The sequence below is a fragment of the Natronorubrum texcoconense genome (assembly GCF_900100335.1).
GTDB classification, from domain to species: Archaea; Halobacteriota; Halobacteria; order Halobacteriales; family Natrialbaceae; genus Natronorubrum; species Natronorubrum texcoconense.
This window is the reverse complement of the sequence record NZ_FNFE01000001.1, coordinates 436,068-452,478: the sequence shown is the minus strand read 5'-3', so window position 1 is coordinate 452,478 and position 16,411 is coordinate 436,068. Positions and strand designations below refer to the sequence as shown.

The window sequence follows — 16,411 nt, the reverse complement described above, 5'->3', positions numbered from 1 at the left end:
GAACAGACTCGCGGGAAACGGTTCCACCTGCAGACTCCGGGTTCGGTAAATTCGGCGCCGAAAGTACCCCGCTCTCCCGAGATCAAACGTTTAGCCGAGCACGCCGTTCCGCCGCCGACGTAGCGTTCCTCGGACGATCGGGGACGCCGGAAAGACCCCGACATCGAGCCGATCGACCTCCTCGACGCCGAGCGCGTCGTGGGCGACGAACCGCGCGACGGTCTCTCGGGTGAGGTGACAGCCGCCGGCCCCGCGCTTCCAGAGCGGATCGAGCAGCTCCTGGCCGGTTCCGCGCCAGCCGTCGGCGTGGACGTGCTCGAGGAAGCGGAACTCGCCGCCCGGTTTCAGCACCCGCACGACCTCCTCGAGCGCCGCGTCGGGGTCCTGTACGGTGCAGAAAACGACGCCGGCGAAAACGACGTCGAAGCTGCCGTCGGGGTAGGGCAGCGATTCGGCCCGCGCGTCACGGAGGTCGACGTCGAGACCGGTCTCGCGCGCGGCCTCGGCGGCTCGTTTGCGCATGTGTGGATCCGGCTCGATCGCGTGGTACTCGAGGTCTCCCGTGGCACCGTCGACGACGAACGGGAACATCCCGCCGGTGCCACAGCCGAGCTCGAGCACCCGGCCCGAGAGGTCGCGCGCGAGATACGCTCGCTGGGCCTCGACTTCCGCGGGTTCCGGACACAGGTCGTAGAGCACGGCGAAGACGGGGTGGGAGATTTCGTCCTGCGTCGTCGCCGCAGGTGAGGAGCGCTGATCGGACATCTCAGTCGTACTGACGACGCGACGAGAGGTAATGGTTTCCCGCCTCGGGGCTCGCTCAGCGAATCGTATCCGGAATCCGATCGATTACGTCGGTCGCGAGGACGCCGGGACCGTACTCGGCCGTCGCCAGTTCGCCGCTCTTGCCGAGGATCCACGCGCCCAGTTCCGCCGCGTCGCTGCGGTCCATCCCCTGCCCGAGCAGCGAGGCGGTGATTCCGGCCATCGTGTCGCCCGTTCCAGCGACCGTCAGCGCCGAGGTCCCCGTCTCATTGCTCGTCCGCTCGCCGTCGGCAACGATCTCGTCGACGTTCCCGGTCAGCGTGACGACGGCGCCCGTCTCCTCGGAAAACGCCTCGAGGCTCCCGTAGGCGTCTTCGATCGGGTCGACCTCTTTGTCGCTGGGGGTGAGCACTGCATTCGAGAGGTCGGCCTCGAGGGCGGGTTCGATCGCGAGGGCGTCGACGACGGTCGGAACGTCGACGGTCTCGATCGCTCGAGAGACGGCGTCCCCGTCGGCGTCGACGAGTCCGGGACCGATCACGAGCGCGTCGGCCCACTCGCTCATCTCGCGGGTGCGTTCGACCGCACTCTCCTCGAACTGTTCGCCCGCGTAGCGGTCGACGAGCAGGTTCGGCTCGTGACCCGCGACGATCTCGTAGATCGGGTCGGCGACGAACGCGCGGACGTGGTCCGAGCCGGTCCTGAGTGCCGACCGGCCGACGAGGGCCGGCTGATTTGGGTACTCGATCGCCCCCGCAACGATACCGACGCGACCGTTGTCGACCCCCGTTTCCTCGGAGATGTTCGAAAGCGTCTGCTGAAGACGGGCCATACGTTGACTGTCCGGTCGTGACGGGTAGCCGTTCGGCAGGCGAGTTCTGGTGCATTGCGACGCTGTACGAAACGACCGAATGCACAACCCGGCGGATTACTCCGTGCAGAATCGATCGAGCACACGACAGCGCGCCACCGCGACGTCGCTGACCAACCCTGTTCGAACACGTGCGTCGACGAGGGCGACTCGTCCCCGTCGTGTGCCACACCAAAGCATAGGCCGTAGCCGTCGTAGCTAGAGCCATGTTCGACGACAGAACCCACGCCGGCAACCGACTCGCCGCCGATCTCGAGAGCCGCGGCCTCGAGGCCGAGATCGTGCTCGGGATTCCCCGCGGGGCGCTTCCCGTCGCGCGCCCGGTCGCGGACGCGCTCGACGCCGACCTCGACGTGGTGGTCGCCCGGAAGATGGGCGCGCCGAAGAACCCCGAACTGGCGCTGGGAGCGGTCGCCAGCGACGGTAGCGTCTGGTACAACGAGAGCCTCATCGATCGACTCGGCGTCTCCGAGGACTACCTCGAGGAGGTTCGGGCGTCGGAAGCGAACAACGCCAGCCGGAAGGCGGATCGATACCGCGAGATGCCCGGACTGCCCGATCTCGAGGGCAAACGCGTGGTAGTCGTCGACGACGGGGTCGCGACGGGCGCGACCGCGAGGGCCTGTCTCCGGCAGATCCGCGAGGCCGGCGCTGCACACGTCACGCTCGCGGTTCCGGTCGGCTCGCCGCGCGGTCTCGCGGATCTCGAGGCCGAAGCCGACGAGGTGATCGCACTCGAGCAGCCTCAGTCGTTCCGCGCGGTCGGGCAGTTCTACCGGACGTTCGGGCAGGTGACCGACGCGGAGGCGCTCGAGTACCTCGAACGCGGTGATCGATAGCAGGGAGACACGACGTGAACCGCCTACTCGATCGGCCCAACGCGGACCTCTGGGGATTCCTGCTGTTCTCCCACGGCTGGAGCTGGTTCTTCTGGGGAATCGTCGTCGCAGCGGGCTGGGAAGCGTTCGCCTATCCGGGCGTTATCTTTCTGATACTCGGCGGGACGGGGCCGCTACTCGGCGGCGTGGTGATGAGTGGTCTCGTCGGCGGCCGCACAGGTCTGCGTGATCTGGGACGGCGAATCGTCGACCCCAGGCTCGTCCCCGCTCGCTGGTGGCTCGTCGCGATACTGTTCGTGCCGACGCTCACGGCCCTCGCGGCCGCGCTGGTGGTCGCCTTCGGTCTCTCGAGCCAGCCGGTCGACCTCGCGGGCGCTCGAGTACTGCTCGCCAGCCCGACGGCGTTGCTCGCCTACGCTGCGTTCGTCCTCGTCCTCGGGCCGATTCCGGAGGAGATCGGCTGGCGCGGCTTTCTGCTCGACCGGTGCCAGCAGCGGTGGAGCGCGCTCGTCTCGAGCCTGCTCGTCGGCGTCGCTTGGTTGACCTGGCACCTGCCGCTGTTCGCGATGGTCGGCTACTTCGCGGCCGCGGGCGGCCCGCCGGAGCCGTTCGGATTTGCGATCGGGATCGTCGTCGCATCGGTCTTCTACACGTGGCTGTACAACAACGCGAGCCGAAGCGTCCTCGCGGCGATCGTCTTTCACTTCTCGCAGAACTTCACCGGCCAGTTCTTCGACCCGGCAGCCGAGACGCGGACTGTCCAGAGTCTGCTGTTCGTAGTCGTCGCGGTCGTCGTACTCGTCGGGTGGGGATCGAAAACGCTTCGACGCGACGGGAAGCGAACCGAGCTACCGTACTGACGGCTCTCTGAAACTACACCGAAAGAGTTCGTTTTCGAAGGCACTTCGGTGGAACAGTCGTTCGTCGCTGCTGCGAACCCATCGAGTTCCGTTTCTCGAGTGTCGGTGCGGAGCTATTCGGCAGTGAGATCCGGAGACGCCACTTCCCACAGGTGGCCGTCGGGATCGGCGAAGCAGCCGGAGTAGCCGCCCCAAAAGACGTCCTGTGCCGGTTTGACGAGACGGCCGCCAGCCGCTTTCGCTTCTTCGAGAATCGTATCGACTTCAGCCTCCATCGAGACGTTGTGTGCAAGCGTAATCCCGGAAAATCCGGATCCGTCGCTCGAAACCGTGGCGTCCTCAGCAAGCGAGGCTCTCGGGTAGAGTGAAAGCCACGTACCTTCGAGTTCGAAGAAAGCGACGTCGCTGTTCTCCTCGCGGTCCTGCATCGGAAACCCGAGACCATCTCGATAAAACCGGATCGACTCCTCGACGTCCTCGACGCCGAGCGTGACGAGCGTGATTTTTGGGTCCATCAATCAACGGAAGACGGAACGAATAGTAAAGTTATCACCCTCCCTCACAGCAGAGAGCGGGACGTCGTACGCCGCGACCGGTAATTGTGACGCGAAATAGAAATAGCGACGGAAATCGCGCGTTTCAGGGCCACAACCCGCGAACTTCGTGGGCACCGGCGACCCGCGACAGCGCGACGACGTAGGCGGCGTCGCGCCAGGTCACGTTCTTCGCCTCGACCTCGTCTCGCACGGCCGACCAGGCGCCGACCATCTCGGACTCGAGTTCCTCGTGGACGCGCTCGAGCGACCACTTGCGGCGGTTGATATCCTGGAGCCACTCGAAGTAGCTCACCGTCACCCCGCCGGCGTTGGCGAGGATGTCGGGAATCACGTGGACGCCGCGTTCCTCGAGGATGGCAGCAGCGGGGAACGTCGTCGGCCCGTTCGCGCCTTCGACGACGATGTCGGCCGCGACGTCCGCTGCGTTGTCCGCGGTGAGGACGTTGCCGACGGCGGCGGGGACGAGAACGTCGACGTCGAGTTCGAGCAGTCTCTCGTTCGATATCTGCGTTATATCGGGGGTCTCGGTCGCGTACGCGGTCACCGCCTCCGGTTCCTCGTCGTGGGAAGGAATCGCTCCGACCTCGATTCCGTCGGAATCGTAGATCGCGCCGTTGACGTCCGAGACGGCGACGACGGTCGCGCCCCACTCCTCGAGCAGGCGAGCGGCGTTCGCGCCGACGCTCCCGAAGCCCTGGACGGCGACCGTGGTGTCGGAGAGCGGGTAGTCGTAGTAGTCGCAGGTCTCGCGCGTGACGATGGCGACGCTCCGACCGGGCGCCTCTTCGCGGCCGTAGGAGCCGCCGACGACGGGCGGTTTACCGGTGACGACTCCGGGGATGGTCTCGCCCTCCTGCATCGAGTAGGCGTCCATGATCCAGGCCATCGTCTCGGGATCGGTCCCCATGTCGGGGGCGGGGATGTCCGTCGTCGGACCGATCACCGATCGGATCTCCTGCGTGAACCGCCGCGTGAGCCGTTCTTTTTCGCTGTCGCTCAGCGATTTGGGGTTGACGACGACGCCACCTTTCGCGCCGCCGAAGGGGAGATCCATGACGGCGCACTTCCAGGTCATCCACATCGAGAGGCCGACGCACTCGTCGCGCGTAACCTCGGGGTGGTAGCGCAGGCCGCCCTTGTACGGCCCGCGGACGCTGTCGTGCTGGGCGCGGTAGCCCGTGAAGACCTCGACGCTCCCGTCGTCTCGCTCGAGCGGGACGGTCACCTCGTGGACTTTCGCCGGGTGCTCGAGGCGCTCCAAAACGGAGTCGTCGATCTCGAGGTGGGCCGCGGCGCGCTCGAGTTGTCTGCGCGCGGTCTCGAGAGCGGTTTCGGGTTCGGCCGTATCGGTCGCCTGCTGCTCCTCGGTAGACACTGCGGACTGTTGGTGTGAAGCCATGAGAATCGATAGTAGATTATTCGATCGGTGTTCGACGATTGCGCATGTCTGCGCCGCAGTCGGGACAGCACGCGGCCGTCGTCGCACGGACGACGGTGCCGCAGTCGAAACACTCGTAGCTCGATACCTCGTCTGGGTTGAACTGGACGTCTTTCATGGGGGAGATGGGAATTGCATTTAGGAATAATAAGGATATTAGGATAGATATATTCGTCAGATAGCTAGCCCCTGCGAGAGATCAGGGTTCACTATTCAACTGCCGGTGCAGCATTTGCCGGAAGTCCGATCTCGTCGAACAGGATCGTGAAGAGTTTGCGCTGAACGGTCCGAATGTGGCGGTAGAACGCGGCCGGCGAGATTCCTAACGCGTCGGCGACGTCCTCGCCCGACCGTTCCCGAGGCGAGGTGAAGTAACCGCTGTAGTACGCCAACTGCACGACCTCGAGCTGTCGCTCCGTGAGTCGCTCGAGCAGTTCGGCTCGGAGATCGCGTGCCGTCGTCCGATCGACGCTTCGTTTCGCGTGCAGGTCGACGTCGGCGAACGCACTCGAGACGACGTCGACGCTGCCGCCTGCGTCGACTGTCCGCGGGACGTCGACGACGACGCGGGTCGCCTCCGGCGTCGCCTCGACGCTGCGCAACAGGACGCCGTGATCGGCGAGTTGCAGCGCCAGAAACGGCGGCGACAGTTCGAGAAGTACCGTCCCACCAACCGTCTCGGCAGAACCGCCACCGCCGTTTCCGTCGCCGTCGCGCTCGTTGTCGCTGTCACGGCGGTCGCCGTTGCTGACGTCATCGCCGTCGATCACTTGCACTCCCTCGACGGCGACGAGATCGGCGGCGGCGTCCACGACGGCCTCCGGGGAGCCGCCCTCGACCGTGGTAAACACCGACGCGCCGTTCTCGTGGAGCCGAACGCCGCCGTCGAACGAGAGGATGCAGTCGGCTCGACGGGCGAGCCGCGAGAAGACGAAGCCCTCGTCGCGGACGTCGAACTCGAGGCGAGTCCGGGAGTCGGTCAACAGCGCCTGTTTGCGCTCGACGGCGGCGATGGCGGAGGCGATCGTCTCGCCGAGTTCTGCCAGAACCGTTCGCGTGACCCCGTCGAACGCGTCGGGCTGGTCGGCGTAGACGGTCAACACGCCGTAGGTAAACTCGTCGTACGCCAGCGGAACGCCGGCGACGGACTGGTACTCCCGCGACAAGGCTTCGGAACGCCACGGTTCCTCGCGGAGCCGGTCGACGACGTTCGAAACCACCGTCACCTCGCGGTTGGCTGCCGTCCGAGCCGCGGGTTCGGTCGCCTCCGACAGCGAGAGCGAGACGCTATCGAGGTAGTCCCGTCCGCGGCCCGTGCCGCCGTGGGTGTTCGCCTCGAGTCGTTCGTCTGCAACGTCGGTCGTGCCGATCCAGGCGAACGAGAATCGGTCGGCCGAGGTGAGTCGCTCGCAGACGGCCGCCTCGATCTCCTCGCGGGTTTCGGCCCGGACCAGCGCCGCGTCGATCTCGCGGATGATCTCGTTCACCCGGTCGAGCCTGGTGAGTTTGCGGTTCTGCCGCTGAAGCTCCCGGTCGCGTTCGCGGAGGGTTCGCTCCCGCGCGACGCGGTCGAGCGCCGCTTCGGCCGTCGCGGCGAGCAGATCGGTCAGTTCGCGCGTAACGTCGTCGAAGGCGTCGATCTCGGACGAGCCGACGAGGAAGACGCCGTGATCGCCCAACGGGACGACGCCGGCACTCCTGACGTCGGTCGCCGGATTCGCTAGTGCCGCCGAATCGGCGACGTCCGCGAAGAACTCGGCGTCTCCCTCGACGAAGACTCGCCCCGAAATGCTGTCGGCGTTTGCCCGTCGCGGCGCGAGCGGGCCGTTGAGGCGGTTCAAACCGGGGGACGCGGCGACCGGCTCGAGGACGTTCTCGTCCGTATCGAACAGGTACGCGCCGCTCGCCTCGAGGTCGAGGACGTCGGTCGCGTCGTCGACGACGATGTTGGCAATCTCGCGCTCGCTCTCGGCGTAGAGCAGTTCCCGTGCCGTACGGTGGAGCGCCGTCAGCGCCTCCTCGCGCCGCTTTCGTTTCGTCACGTCCCGGCAGCTGTAGAGGATCGTCCCCTCCTGAATCGAGACCTCGCGGACGTTGACCAACAGCGTGTGCTCCCGACCCGCCCGGTCGGTCGCCGTACACTCGATGTTCGTCAACACACCGTCTTCCTCGAGCGCTTCGCGGTCGTACAGCTCCGGCCCGAGCAGTTCGTCGATCGTCCCCATCTCGTGGATCGCGTCGTCGTCGTAGCCGAAGATGAAGTGGACGTTCGGGCAGACGTAGGTGAACTCGCCCGCATCGTTCGTGATGAGGACCGTGTCGGTCATGTTGTTCAGCGTCACCCGGTGGAGCTCCTCCGACTCGCGGAGCTCCCGCTCGAGTTCGGCGCGTTCGGTGACGTCGCTCGCCCGTGCGAGCAGCGAGACGACGGCCCCCGAATCGTCTCGAACCGGACGAATCGTCACCTCGAGCGACCGCGACTCCGACTCCGAGCCACCGTCGAGACCGACGGTGTTCACGTCCGATTCGTTACCACTTTCGTTCGCCTCACCAACGTGCACCCGGATTTCCCGGTGGACGACCGTCCCGTTCGCCGCCCGTTCGACTGCGCTCCGGAGTATCGCTGGCCCGGCTTCGGCACGCTGCCACCACGCTAGTTCCGGAAACGGCCGTCCGTGCACGTCGGCTTCGGTCGCGTCGATCGTCTCGAGCGCGGGCTCGTTGGCCCGTCGAACGCGTCCGTCGGGGTCCAACACCCACGCGTACGTCTCCGGGTCGTCGAACACCGCGCCGAACTGGCGCGCTCGCGCTCGACAGTCCCGTCGGTTCACACCGCGTTCGATCGCTCGCTCGAGCGCCCCTGTGAGGGCCGTCCCCGACCACCCGCTCGGGACGTACTCCGTGACGCCAGCCGCGACGGTCTCGGCGGCGAGCGATTCGTCACCGTCACGTGCGGCGTAAACGATCGGCAGATCGGGGTCGCGCTCGCGAATCCGCTCGACGAGATCGATTCCGTTCCCGTTCGACGGCGGCTGAGCGGTCAGGACGCAGTCGACGGGGCGTTCCTCGAGCGCCTCGAGCGCCGCGGCTGCGCCGGAAACCGTCTCGATGTCGCCGATGCGATCGCTCGTGGTTTCCGTTCGGTCCGTCCACCAGCCCGTGGCCGTTCCCGCGTGCTCGGCGTCGAATCCGACGGCGAGTACTCGCGCGTCGTCGACGATCCCTTCGGAAGCCATTCGTCGCGTATACGGACGCGAGGTGATAGAACCCATCGATTCGCCAAACGGTTGGTCCATCAGGCGTACTTCTGCCACACCTCTCGCATCGGCACCCACCCGTCTTCGGGGTCGACGTGATCCGCGAGAACGGCGTTGAGAACGGCTCCCAACAGGAGACAGAGCCCGCCGAGGTAGACCCACGTCAGGATGATCAGGATCGCGCCGGCGATCCCGAAGAGCGCGATGCTCTCGGAGGTCGCAACGTAGATTCTGAAGCTGACCGCCAGGACGGTCCACGAGAGGGCGGCGAACGCCGTTCCCGGCAGGATTTCGACGACCGAGACGTCGGGCTGAGGGAAGAAGTAGTACATCGGCAGGAAGACGGCCAACAAGAGGCCCGCGAGAACGACGGCGCTAGCGGCCGTCGCCAGGATCCCGCCCACCAGTATCGAGAGACTGATCCCGACGACGCTGACCAGCGTCACGCCGACCGCGAGCGTCGCCGTCACGAGCACGACGTTGAGCGCCGTCACGAGCGTGACCGTCGCGGCCGTGTTCATGTACGATTCGCGCTTCCGAGAGCCGTAGACGTCCGTAAACGCGCTGTTGACTGCCTGAAACAAACGGACTGCGCTCCACAGCAAGATGATCAGCGCGAGCAGCGCCGCTCGCGTCCGATCCGCGCCGTTTCCGGCCAGTTCCTCGATGCCGTCGTCGGTCACGACGCCCTCGAGACCCGCCGCCGACTCCATCGCGGTCACCAGCGGCTCGAGGGCGTCGACGAGCGTCACGGCGACGAGCGCCAGAATGACCAGCGGGACGAGGGTGTTGAACCCGTGGTAGGCCAACCCCGCGGATTTGACGCTGATCTGCCGTTCCCGGGCGACCGCGGCGACGTCGCGAGCGAGCGAGGGAAGACTCGAGTCGGCCATATCTCGATATCGACGGCATGCCGGATATCGATTGGGCTGGCAGGCGGGTTGGGACGCGTCTCGGCGCGATACGACAGCGATGAAAACGAGCGGCTCGAGGCGTGTTATGGGATGAACAGGCGCAAAACCTCGCCGTTTACGGCGGGATACGCGCCGTCACTGGATGATACAAACAACCGACACCAGCATTGCTGGATATTCCACGCCAACCGACACTATTAACGGAACGGCGTTCATAACCAGTTATGAAGCCAGAAAATGAGTCGGACCATCCGAACCTTCGAGGCGACGATAGCGAACCAGCGACAGGTTCGTGACGACCTCAACCAACTCGGATGGGCCGCCTCAAAACTCTGGAATGTCGGTCGCTACTATGCACAAGAACAGTGGGACGAAACGGGCAAGATTCCCGATGACGGGGACTTCAAAGCCGAACTCAAAAGCCACGAACGCTACACGGACTTACATTCTCAATCCAGTCAGCGCGTTCTCGAAGAACTCGCTGAAGCGTTCAACGGCTGGTTCGGTAAGCGTCAGAACGGTAACGACCGTGCCCGACCGCCCGGCTACCGCAAAAACGGAGACTCCCACCCACGTTCAACTGTGTCGTTCAAAGCGGCTGGCTTCAAGCACGACGCACAGTTCACCCGCGTTCGACTCTCGAAAGGTCGAAACCTCAAAGAACACCGTTCGGACTTCATCCTGTGTGAATACCAGACTCGCCCGGATGTTGACTTGGCTGAGTGGGACATTCAACAGGTTCGCGCCGTCTACAAACGCGACGAGTGGCGACTTCAATTCGTCTGTCGCACCGTCATTGACCCGGAACCGCCGGGTGAAGAAGTGGCCGGTGTTGACCTTGGGATTTGCAACTTCGCCGCGGTCTCGTTCGGCGGTGAATCCGTGTTGTATCCCGGTAGCGCACTCAAGGAGGACGAATACTACTTCACCAAGAAGAAAGCCAAGTGCGACGACTCGTCATCCCGAGAGGCAACCCGTCTCGACCGCAAACGAACGGGTCGTCGAACGCACTTCTTGCACGCACTCTCGAAAGCACTCGTAGAGGAGTGCGTTCAGCGAGGTGTCGGGACACTTGTTGTTGGCGACCTCGGTGGCATCCGAGAGGACGACGAGAGGAGTGAGCTCCGAAATTGGGGCGACCACGGGAATCTCGACTTGCACGGGTGGGCGTTCGACCGCTTTACGACACTACTCGACTACAAGGCAGAAGCCGGGGGCATCGACGTGGAGTTGGTGTCGGAACGCAATACGTCGAAGTCGTGTTCGGCGTGCGGTCACGCGGACGACAACCAGCGTGTCGAACGCGGATTGTACGTGTGTGAGGAGTGTGATACGGTTGCAAACGCGGACGTGAATGGTGCGGAGAATATTCGACAAAAGGTACTCCCGAGTCTCGCCACGGATGGCGTTGACGAGACGCAGAGCGTCTCGTCCGCACACCAGAACGCTCCGCGTTCTGGGGACGGAGATAGGGATAACGGCTGGTTGGCACAGCCAGCGGTTCACCTGTTCGACCGTAGTGAGGGCTGTTTCGCCCCACGAGAACTGGTTGCTAACCGCGAACCGTAATATCCCAACGCTCGGGAATCCTCGCCCTTTAGGGCGGGGAGGATGTCAATCGTCCGGCCGGACCGACTGCACGTGACCGACGACGCCGTTTTTGAGTTCGACTTCCGGTCCGTCGGGCTCGTCGCCGTAGATCGTCGCGACCTCGCCGATGATCGGCTCCTGGTCCGCGGATTGGACGTCCTGGTCGCCCTGGACGATCTCGACGGTGACGCCCTGTCGCAGCTCCTCGGCGGTTGGTCGTTCGTTAGACATAGATGGTGGTGAGTCGGTCCGCTCAAAAAGGACAGTGCCTGCACTCGCGTCGGTGTTCGACTCGTCGATTGTCGATCAGCAGGCGGTCGTCGAACCCATCGCCGGGTGAGAACGAGAGGTCGATCAACTATTCTCGAGAGTAGTAGCAGGAGGTTGATCCCTGCGGAGTTCAGACGACGTACATACTGCTGGAACTGACAATCAACGTGCGGTGGCGCGCGCTGTCGGTCGACCGAACGAACGCGAGGTCGGCCGACGATATTGTGCGAGGTTGTCGCGAGTAATACGAGCGACTGCGTGGAAGCCGCAAAGCGTCTTCCTGTGGATGAGCGAGCGCCTCTGGCGCGAGCGTTAGCGCGGAATCTCCGGTTCCGCGAACCATGCGAGCGGGCCGTTGGCCCGCGAGCAGAAATCGGCTGGGAAGGACGTGGAAACCATTGCCGCCAGCGGCAGCAACACATTCGCCGTCACCAACCTTCCATCAAAACAACCCCGCTCACTACGCCCAACTACTGAGCACCAGTTCCAGAGAACCGATCGTCGATCGACTACTCGTCGTCGAACTCGAGCGCGGCCGAGTTGATACAGTAGCGTTTTCCGGTGGGTTCGGGACCGTCCTCGAAGACGTGGCCGAGGTGGCCGCCGCAGTTCGCACAGAGGACTTCTGTGCGTTGCATCCCGTGGCTGTTGTCGGGTCGAGTCTCGACGATGTCGTCGTCGGCGTCGTAGAAACTCGGCCAACCGCAGCCGGACTCGAACTTCGTCTCGGAGTCGAACAGTTCCGTCCCACAGCCCGCACAGGCGTAGCTGCCGTCGTCCTTGTGGTCGACGTACTCGCCGCTGAACGGGGCCTCGGTCCCGGCTTCGCGCAGGATGCGGTACTGTTCTTCGCTCAGCTTCTCCCGCCACTCGGCGTCGCTCGAGGGGAGATCGGTGTCGGATTGGTGGTCTCGGGATTGCTCGTCAGTATCGTGTTCCATAGGCTATCCTACGGGCGAGAGACTCAAGAGTCTGTCCGCATTTGTTCCCGCCTGTCGCATTCGTTCCCGCCCGTCCAACAGCGTCTCTACCGGCTCGTGATAACGTCCGTGCTCTCGCAGTCGGGACACTGGGTCATCCGACCCAGCTTCGGGACGTCGATCCGCCGCCAGGCGTCGTCACCGCCGGGGGCTTCGAAGCCGCAGTTTCGACACCGTGACGGGCCGAACGTGATTGATTCGCTCACCATATGTGGACTATGGCATAGAATGGCATAGTAGTTGTTCACGGCGAGCGTGAACGTTCCGAGCCGCTACCGGACAGCGTGTATCTGGATCGAAACGAGTGAACGTCGAAGAACTGAAGACTGCATCCCCCCACAGCCGATCGCCGGTCGTCAGTCGGAACTCGGCGAAAACGGTTCGACACGGCGCTGTCCGTAGCCGGTCGCGCCGCCGGACGGCCGGTCGGTCATCACTTCGTCCCGTCGTCGATCGCCGCCGGTTGTCAACGCCTGCTCCGTCTCCGCGACGAGCGCGTCGAACCGATCGAAGACGTCGATAGTCCGTTCGTCGGTCCGGCAGGGGGCGACGTGGACGAGTTCGTCGTCCGCATCGAACTCCGCGAGCGCGACCGTCGGGAGCCGCCAGACGTCACGAGACGTTCCGGTGATCGTCGACTCGACGCGCACGTTCCGGAAGAACGGCTCAAGCTGGCGACCGGTGTCGGCCGCCCACTGCTCGAACGCCTCGAGGCGTGTTTCGATCCGCTGGAGTTGTGGAATGTGAGCCGTGTGAGCCGTCTGTTCGACTTCTTTGCCCCAGACGCCGATCTCGATCGACTCGATCGGGTCGCTCGACTCGAGTGCCTCCAGTCGCTCGAGGGCGCGCTCCTGGGTCGGCCCGGCGCTCGTGGGGGCGAACGATCGGATCCAGAGTTCGACTGTCGCTGGGGTGGGAGTAGGGTTCGACACGTTGTCGTGGTTGTCGGCAGAAACGTACAAAAGTGTTGTCTCAGCTATCAATACCCCTGAAATACCGTTTCGATCCGTTCGTGGCGAATCCCAATGTCTCAATCGACAACGACGGAAAGTCGAGTTTGATAATCGGTACTGCGAGTGAGGATGGGCGGTTACCGGTCGCGATAGCCAACCGGTCGCCGGGAGACCACCCACTGACGGCCGCCGCTGGCGACGACCGGTGACCGACGCCGAATCGCTGGCTCGTCGGCCCACAACGCACACATTCACGGTCCCCGGTCACCAACCACTCACCGATGACAGTTGCGCGAACCGTCGAACTCGAGGGGCACATCATCGATTCGGGGACGATGGGCATGTGTTTCGGGGTCGTGATGGATATGGGCGGCGAGTTCGAGGTCGAGGAGTTCGAGGTCGGCCGCCACAAACACGCCGAGACGTACTGCCGGATGCGAGTGATGGCCGAGACCGAAGAGGAGCTTCGGGCCATCCTCCACGAACTCAACCAGCAGGGCGCCACCGTGGCCGATCCGCGGGACGCGACGCTCGAGGCGGCTCCCGAGGACGGGGTCGTCCCGGTCGAGTTCTACTCGACGACGAACCACCCGACCTACGTCCGCGTCGACGGCGAGTACGTCGAGGTCGAGGACGTCGAGATGGACTGTGCGTTGATCGTCGACCGAGCGAGTCCGGAGGACCCGCAGAGAGTCGACGACGCCGAAAGCGATGACGGCACGCGCGTGTACACGAAGGTGCTCAACGCCGTCGAGGAGGGCGACCTCGTCGTCACCGGCGAGACGGGTATCCGCGTCGAACCGCCCGAACGGCCCCGGAACGGCGGCGGCTCCTTCGGGTTCATGCAGGGCGGCGTCTCGAGCGAACGCCCCTCTGCATCCCTGATCGAGGAGATCGCCGACGAGATGCGTGAGGTTCGCGAGAACGACGGCAACGTGCTCGTCGTCTGCGGCCCGGCGATCGTCCACTCCGGCGGGCGAAACGCGCTGGCCGACATCGTTCGCGCGGGCTACATCGACGGCCTGAGCGCCGGGAACGGCTTCGCCGTCCACGACTTGGAGCGCGACCTCTACGGCACATCGCTGGGAGTCGACACGGAGAGCTTAGAGCACCCGCGAAAGGGCCACAAACACCACATCTACACGATCAGCGAGATCGCCCGCCTTGGCGGCATCGAAGCGGCCGTCGACGAAGGCATCATCGACGAGGGCGTGATGTACGAGTGTATCGAAAACGACGTTCCCTACGTCCTCGCGGGCTCGATCCGCGACGACGGCCCGCTTCCGGACACGATCACCGACTCGATCGAGGCCCAGAACGCGATCCGCGAGCAGGCCCAGGAGGCCGACATCGTGCTCATGCTCTCGACGCTGCTGCACTCCGTCGCCGTCGGGAACTGCCTCCCTTCGACCACCAAAACCGTCTGCGTCGACATCAACCCAGCCACCGTCACCCAACTGCTCGACCGCGGCAGCGCACAGGCCATCGGCATGGTGACCGACATCGGGACGTTCATTCCGATGTTGCGCGACGAGTTGCTCGAGTAACGATCGTCCGTCTCTCTTTCGAGACAGGTAAGCTGATTCTCAGGAGTTTCAATAATTTAATTTGGAGTGGGTCGGATCGTATGCCATGAACCGACGATCGAATCGAACGCGTCGACAATGGCTCGCCGTCTGTGGCGGGACAACGGCAGGTCTAGCAGGGCTCGCTGGGTGTATGAGCAGCGACGATGATTCGGAGACCGACAATGGAGATGACGAAGACGACGAGACGGGTGAAACTGACAACGGCGAGTCCAACGGGACCGCCAGCGGCTCGTGGCCGATGGACCGGTTCACCGCGGACAATCAGATGGTCGCCGACGATCGGAGCGGTCCCGACGGCCCGCTCGAGGAGCGTTGGACGACCGAGGTAGAAGACGTGACGCTGTCGGGTCCTGTCATCGATCACGGACTGGTATACGTTGCCGACGAAACCCCAACGCTGCACGCAGTCGATCTAGCGAGCGGCGAAGTGGAATGGACCTTTGAAGCAGAATTGCCGCCACGAGCACCATCGAACCCCCAGTGGGACCCGACGACACCAGCAGTGACCGACGACGCCGTATATTTCCTAACGGACAAACTCTACGCGGTTGACCCGGACGAAGGCGAGGAGTTGTGGTCGATCGAACTCGGATCGTTGTACGCTGGCGATATTCGAGTCTTCGACGGGATCGTCTATGTCAACAACGATGGGGAACTGTACGCGATCGATACCGACGACGAGGACATTATCTGGGAGGACGAAGCCAGTGGAACAGAAGATATCGCGGTTGGAGAGGATGGTACACTCTTTGTAATCCGGCGTACGAACAACGAAAGCGATTACGAGGCGTTGGCCTTCGATGTCTTCGAAGATGAGTCATTGATGACGTATTCACCATCGGGGAATATTCGGTCAGGGTTTTCGTTGATGGTACAGGACAAAACGATATACACTCACGACCCAGCCAGCGTTGTAGCAATCGATGCAGAAACAGGCGATTCAGAAACAGTGACCGAATTCGAGCAAACAGAAGAGACAGACCCAGCGAGCACTGCACCACCATCGATTGCAAACGGGCTTGTCTATTCTGGAGGGACATCCAGATATCCTGCAGTGTACGCCACAGAGTTAGATACCGGTGAAGAACCCGATGAATGGAAGTCTGGAAATATTGAAAACGGCCCAAATGGACTTCAACCATTCGTCTCAGATGACACGCTCTACATCTGGCGTGATCTTGGATATACACATCTGCATGCTCTCGATCCAGAAACGGGAGCGGAACAGTGGACAACGTATACACTCGATCACATAGAGACAAGTCTCCACGGATCTATGGTTGAGGGGTATGCGGTTCTCGAGGATTCTATCGTACTAACCATCAACAGTAATACTGGTCAAGTTATCGTAACACTTGAACCGTAACGACCAGTAGTCATCTCCACCCCGATATAAACGGAGAGGGAGCTTTTCTCGCTTAATCGGTCGGGCGTAACCAGCCGACGTTGGGACTTCCTGTAGCGCAGGTGAGATAGTTGCTGGTGTGTAACCCGATCAGCATGACAGAGTTACTGGCGTTCGCGAGAA

At 63.5% G+C, this 16,411-nt stretch carries 16 protein-coding genes; 5 read left to right on the top strand and 11 right to left on the bottom strand.

What is annotated here, in order from left to right; translation table 11 throughout:
* Positions 1 to 90: 90 nt before the first annotated feature.
* Together BLT08_RS02140 and BLT08_RS02135 are read right to left on the bottom strand one after the other, a co-directional pair.
* Positions 91 to 765, bottom strand: a complete 675-nt coding sequence (locus BLT08_RS02140) for a class I SAM-dependent methyltransferase (RefSeq protein ID WP_090303139.1) — start codon at positions 763 to 765, stop codon at positions 91 to 93.
* A 55-nt stretch (positions 766 to 820) separates the two neighbouring features.
* Complete coding sequence (locus BLT08_RS02135) at positions 821 to 1,597, bottom strand: NAD(P)H-hydrate dehydratase (protein ID WP_090303138.1); 777 nt, start codon at positions 1,595 to 1,597, stop codon at positions 821 to 823.
* Positions 1,598 to 1,842: 245 nt separating this feature from the next.
* On the opposite strand from BLT08_RS02135, the gene BLT08_RS02130 reads away from it, so the two are divergent.
* Together BLT08_RS02130 and BLT08_RS02125 are read left to right on the top strand one after the other, a co-directional pair.
* Positions 1,843 to 2,475, top strand: coding sequence for a phosphoribosyltransferase (locus BLT08_RS02130; RefSeq protein WP_090303137.1), 633 nt, complete (start codon positions 1,843 to 1,845; stop codon positions 2,473 to 2,475).
* A 14-nt stretch (positions 2,476 to 2,489) separates the two neighbouring features.
* Positions 2,490 to 3,335 carry a CPBP family intramembrane glutamic endopeptidase gene (locus BLT08_RS02125; protein WP_090303136.1) on the top strand — a complete coding sequence of 282 codons (846 nt, stop codon included), beginning with the start codon at positions 2,490 to 2,492 and terminating at the stop codon, positions 3,333 to 3,335.
* A 113-nt stretch (positions 3,336 to 3,448) separates the two neighbouring features.
* On the opposite strand, the gene BLT08_RS02120 is transcribed toward BLT08_RS02125, so the two are convergent.
* The 5 genes from BLT08_RS02120 to BLT08_RS02105 form a co-directional block, all read right to left on the bottom strand.
* A complete protein-coding gene (locus tag BLT08_RS02120; RefSeq protein ID WP_090303135.1) occupies positions 3,449 to 3,850 on the bottom strand; it encodes a VOC family protein in 402 nt (133 codons plus the stop codon).
* A gap of 124 nt (positions 3,851 to 3,974) precedes the next feature.
* Positions 3,975 to 5,291, bottom strand: coding sequence for a glutamate dehydrogenase GdhB (gene gdhB / locus BLT08_RS02115; protein WP_090303134.1), 1,317 nt, complete (start codon positions 5,289 to 5,291; stop codon positions 3,975 to 3,977).
* 16 nt (positions 5,292 to 5,307) lie between these two features.
* Entirely contained in the window at positions 5,308 to 5,448 is a 141-nt protein-coding gene (locus BLT08_RS22420; RefSeq protein WP_139171254.1) for a rubrerythrin-like domain-containing protein, read from the bottom strand.
* 91 nt (positions 5,449 to 5,539) lie between these two features.
* Positions 5,540 to 8,566, bottom strand: a complete 3,027-nt coding sequence (locus BLT08_RS02110; protein WP_090303133.1) for a bacterio-opsin activator domain-containing protein — start codon at positions 8,564 to 8,566, stop codon at positions 5,540 to 5,542.
* A 59-nt stretch (positions 8,567 to 8,625) separates the two neighbouring features.
* Positions 8,626 to 9,480: a YihY/virulence factor BrkB family protein gene (locus tag BLT08_RS02105; protein ID WP_090303132.1), complete on the bottom strand. Its 855-nt coding sequence runs from the start codon at positions 9,478 to 9,480 to the stop codon at positions 8,626 to 8,628.
* Positions 9,481 to 9,738: 258 nt separating this feature from the next.
* Here BLT08_RS02105 and BLT08_RS02100 point away from each other — a divergent pair, with 258 nt between their 5' ends.
* A complete protein-coding gene (locus BLT08_RS02100) occupies positions 9,739 to 11,070 on the top strand; it encodes an RNA-guided endonuclease InsQ/TnpB family protein (RefSeq protein WP_090303131.1) in 1,332 nt (443 codons plus the stop codon).
* 45 nt (positions 11,071 to 11,115) lie between these two features.
* On the opposite strand, the gene BLT08_RS02095 is transcribed toward BLT08_RS02100, so the two are convergent.
* The 4 genes from BLT08_RS02095 to BLT08_RS02085 form a co-directional block, all read right to left on the bottom strand.
* Positions 11,116 to 11,322 carry a DUF2196 domain-containing protein gene (locus BLT08_RS02095; protein ID WP_090303130.1) on the bottom strand — a complete coding sequence of 69 codons (207 nt, stop codon included), beginning with the start codon at positions 11,320 to 11,322 and terminating at the stop codon, positions 11,116 to 11,118.
* Positions 11,323 to 11,870: 548 nt separating this feature from the next.
* The gene (msrB, locus tag BLT08_RS02090; RefSeq protein WP_090303129.1) at positions 11,871 to 12,302 is read right to left on the bottom strand and encodes a peptide-methionine (R)-S-oxide reductase MsrB; all 432 of its coding nucleotides are present in this window, start codon (positions 12,300 to 12,302) and stop codon (positions 11,871 to 11,873) included.
* An 86-nt stretch (positions 12,303 to 12,388) separates the two neighbouring features.
* Positions 12,389 to 12,550: a hypothetical protein gene (locus BLT08_RS22825; protein WP_175529216.1), complete on the bottom strand. Its 162-nt coding sequence runs from the start codon at positions 12,548 to 12,550 to the stop codon at positions 12,389 to 12,391.
* A 147-nt stretch (positions 12,551 to 12,697) separates the two neighbouring features.
* Positions 12,698 to 13,273 (bottom strand): HTH domain-containing protein, encoded by a 576-nt coding sequence (locus tag BLT08_RS02085; protein ID WP_175529215.1) that lies wholly within the window; start codon positions 13,271 to 13,273, stop codon positions 12,698 to 12,700.
* A 302-nt stretch (positions 13,274 to 13,575) separates the two neighbouring features.
* On the opposite strand from BLT08_RS02085, the gene BLT08_RS02080 reads away from it, so the two are divergent.
* Together BLT08_RS02080 and BLT08_RS02075 are read left to right on the top strand one after the other, a co-directional pair.
* The gene (locus BLT08_RS02080) at positions 13,576 to 14,841 is read left to right on the top strand and encodes an ornithine cyclodeaminase, nickel-pincer nucleotide-dependent (RefSeq protein WP_090303127.1); all 1,266 of its coding nucleotides are present in this window, start codon (positions 13,576 to 13,578) and stop codon (positions 14,839 to 14,841) included.
* Positions 14,842 to 15,013: 172 nt separating this feature from the next.
* Positions 15,014 to 16,249 (top strand): PQQ-binding-like beta-propeller repeat protein, encoded by a 1,236-nt coding sequence (locus BLT08_RS02075; RefSeq protein ID WP_245724133.1) that lies wholly within the window; start codon positions 15,014 to 15,016, stop codon positions 16,247 to 16,249.
* Positions 16,250 to 16,411: the final 162 nt, after the last annotated feature.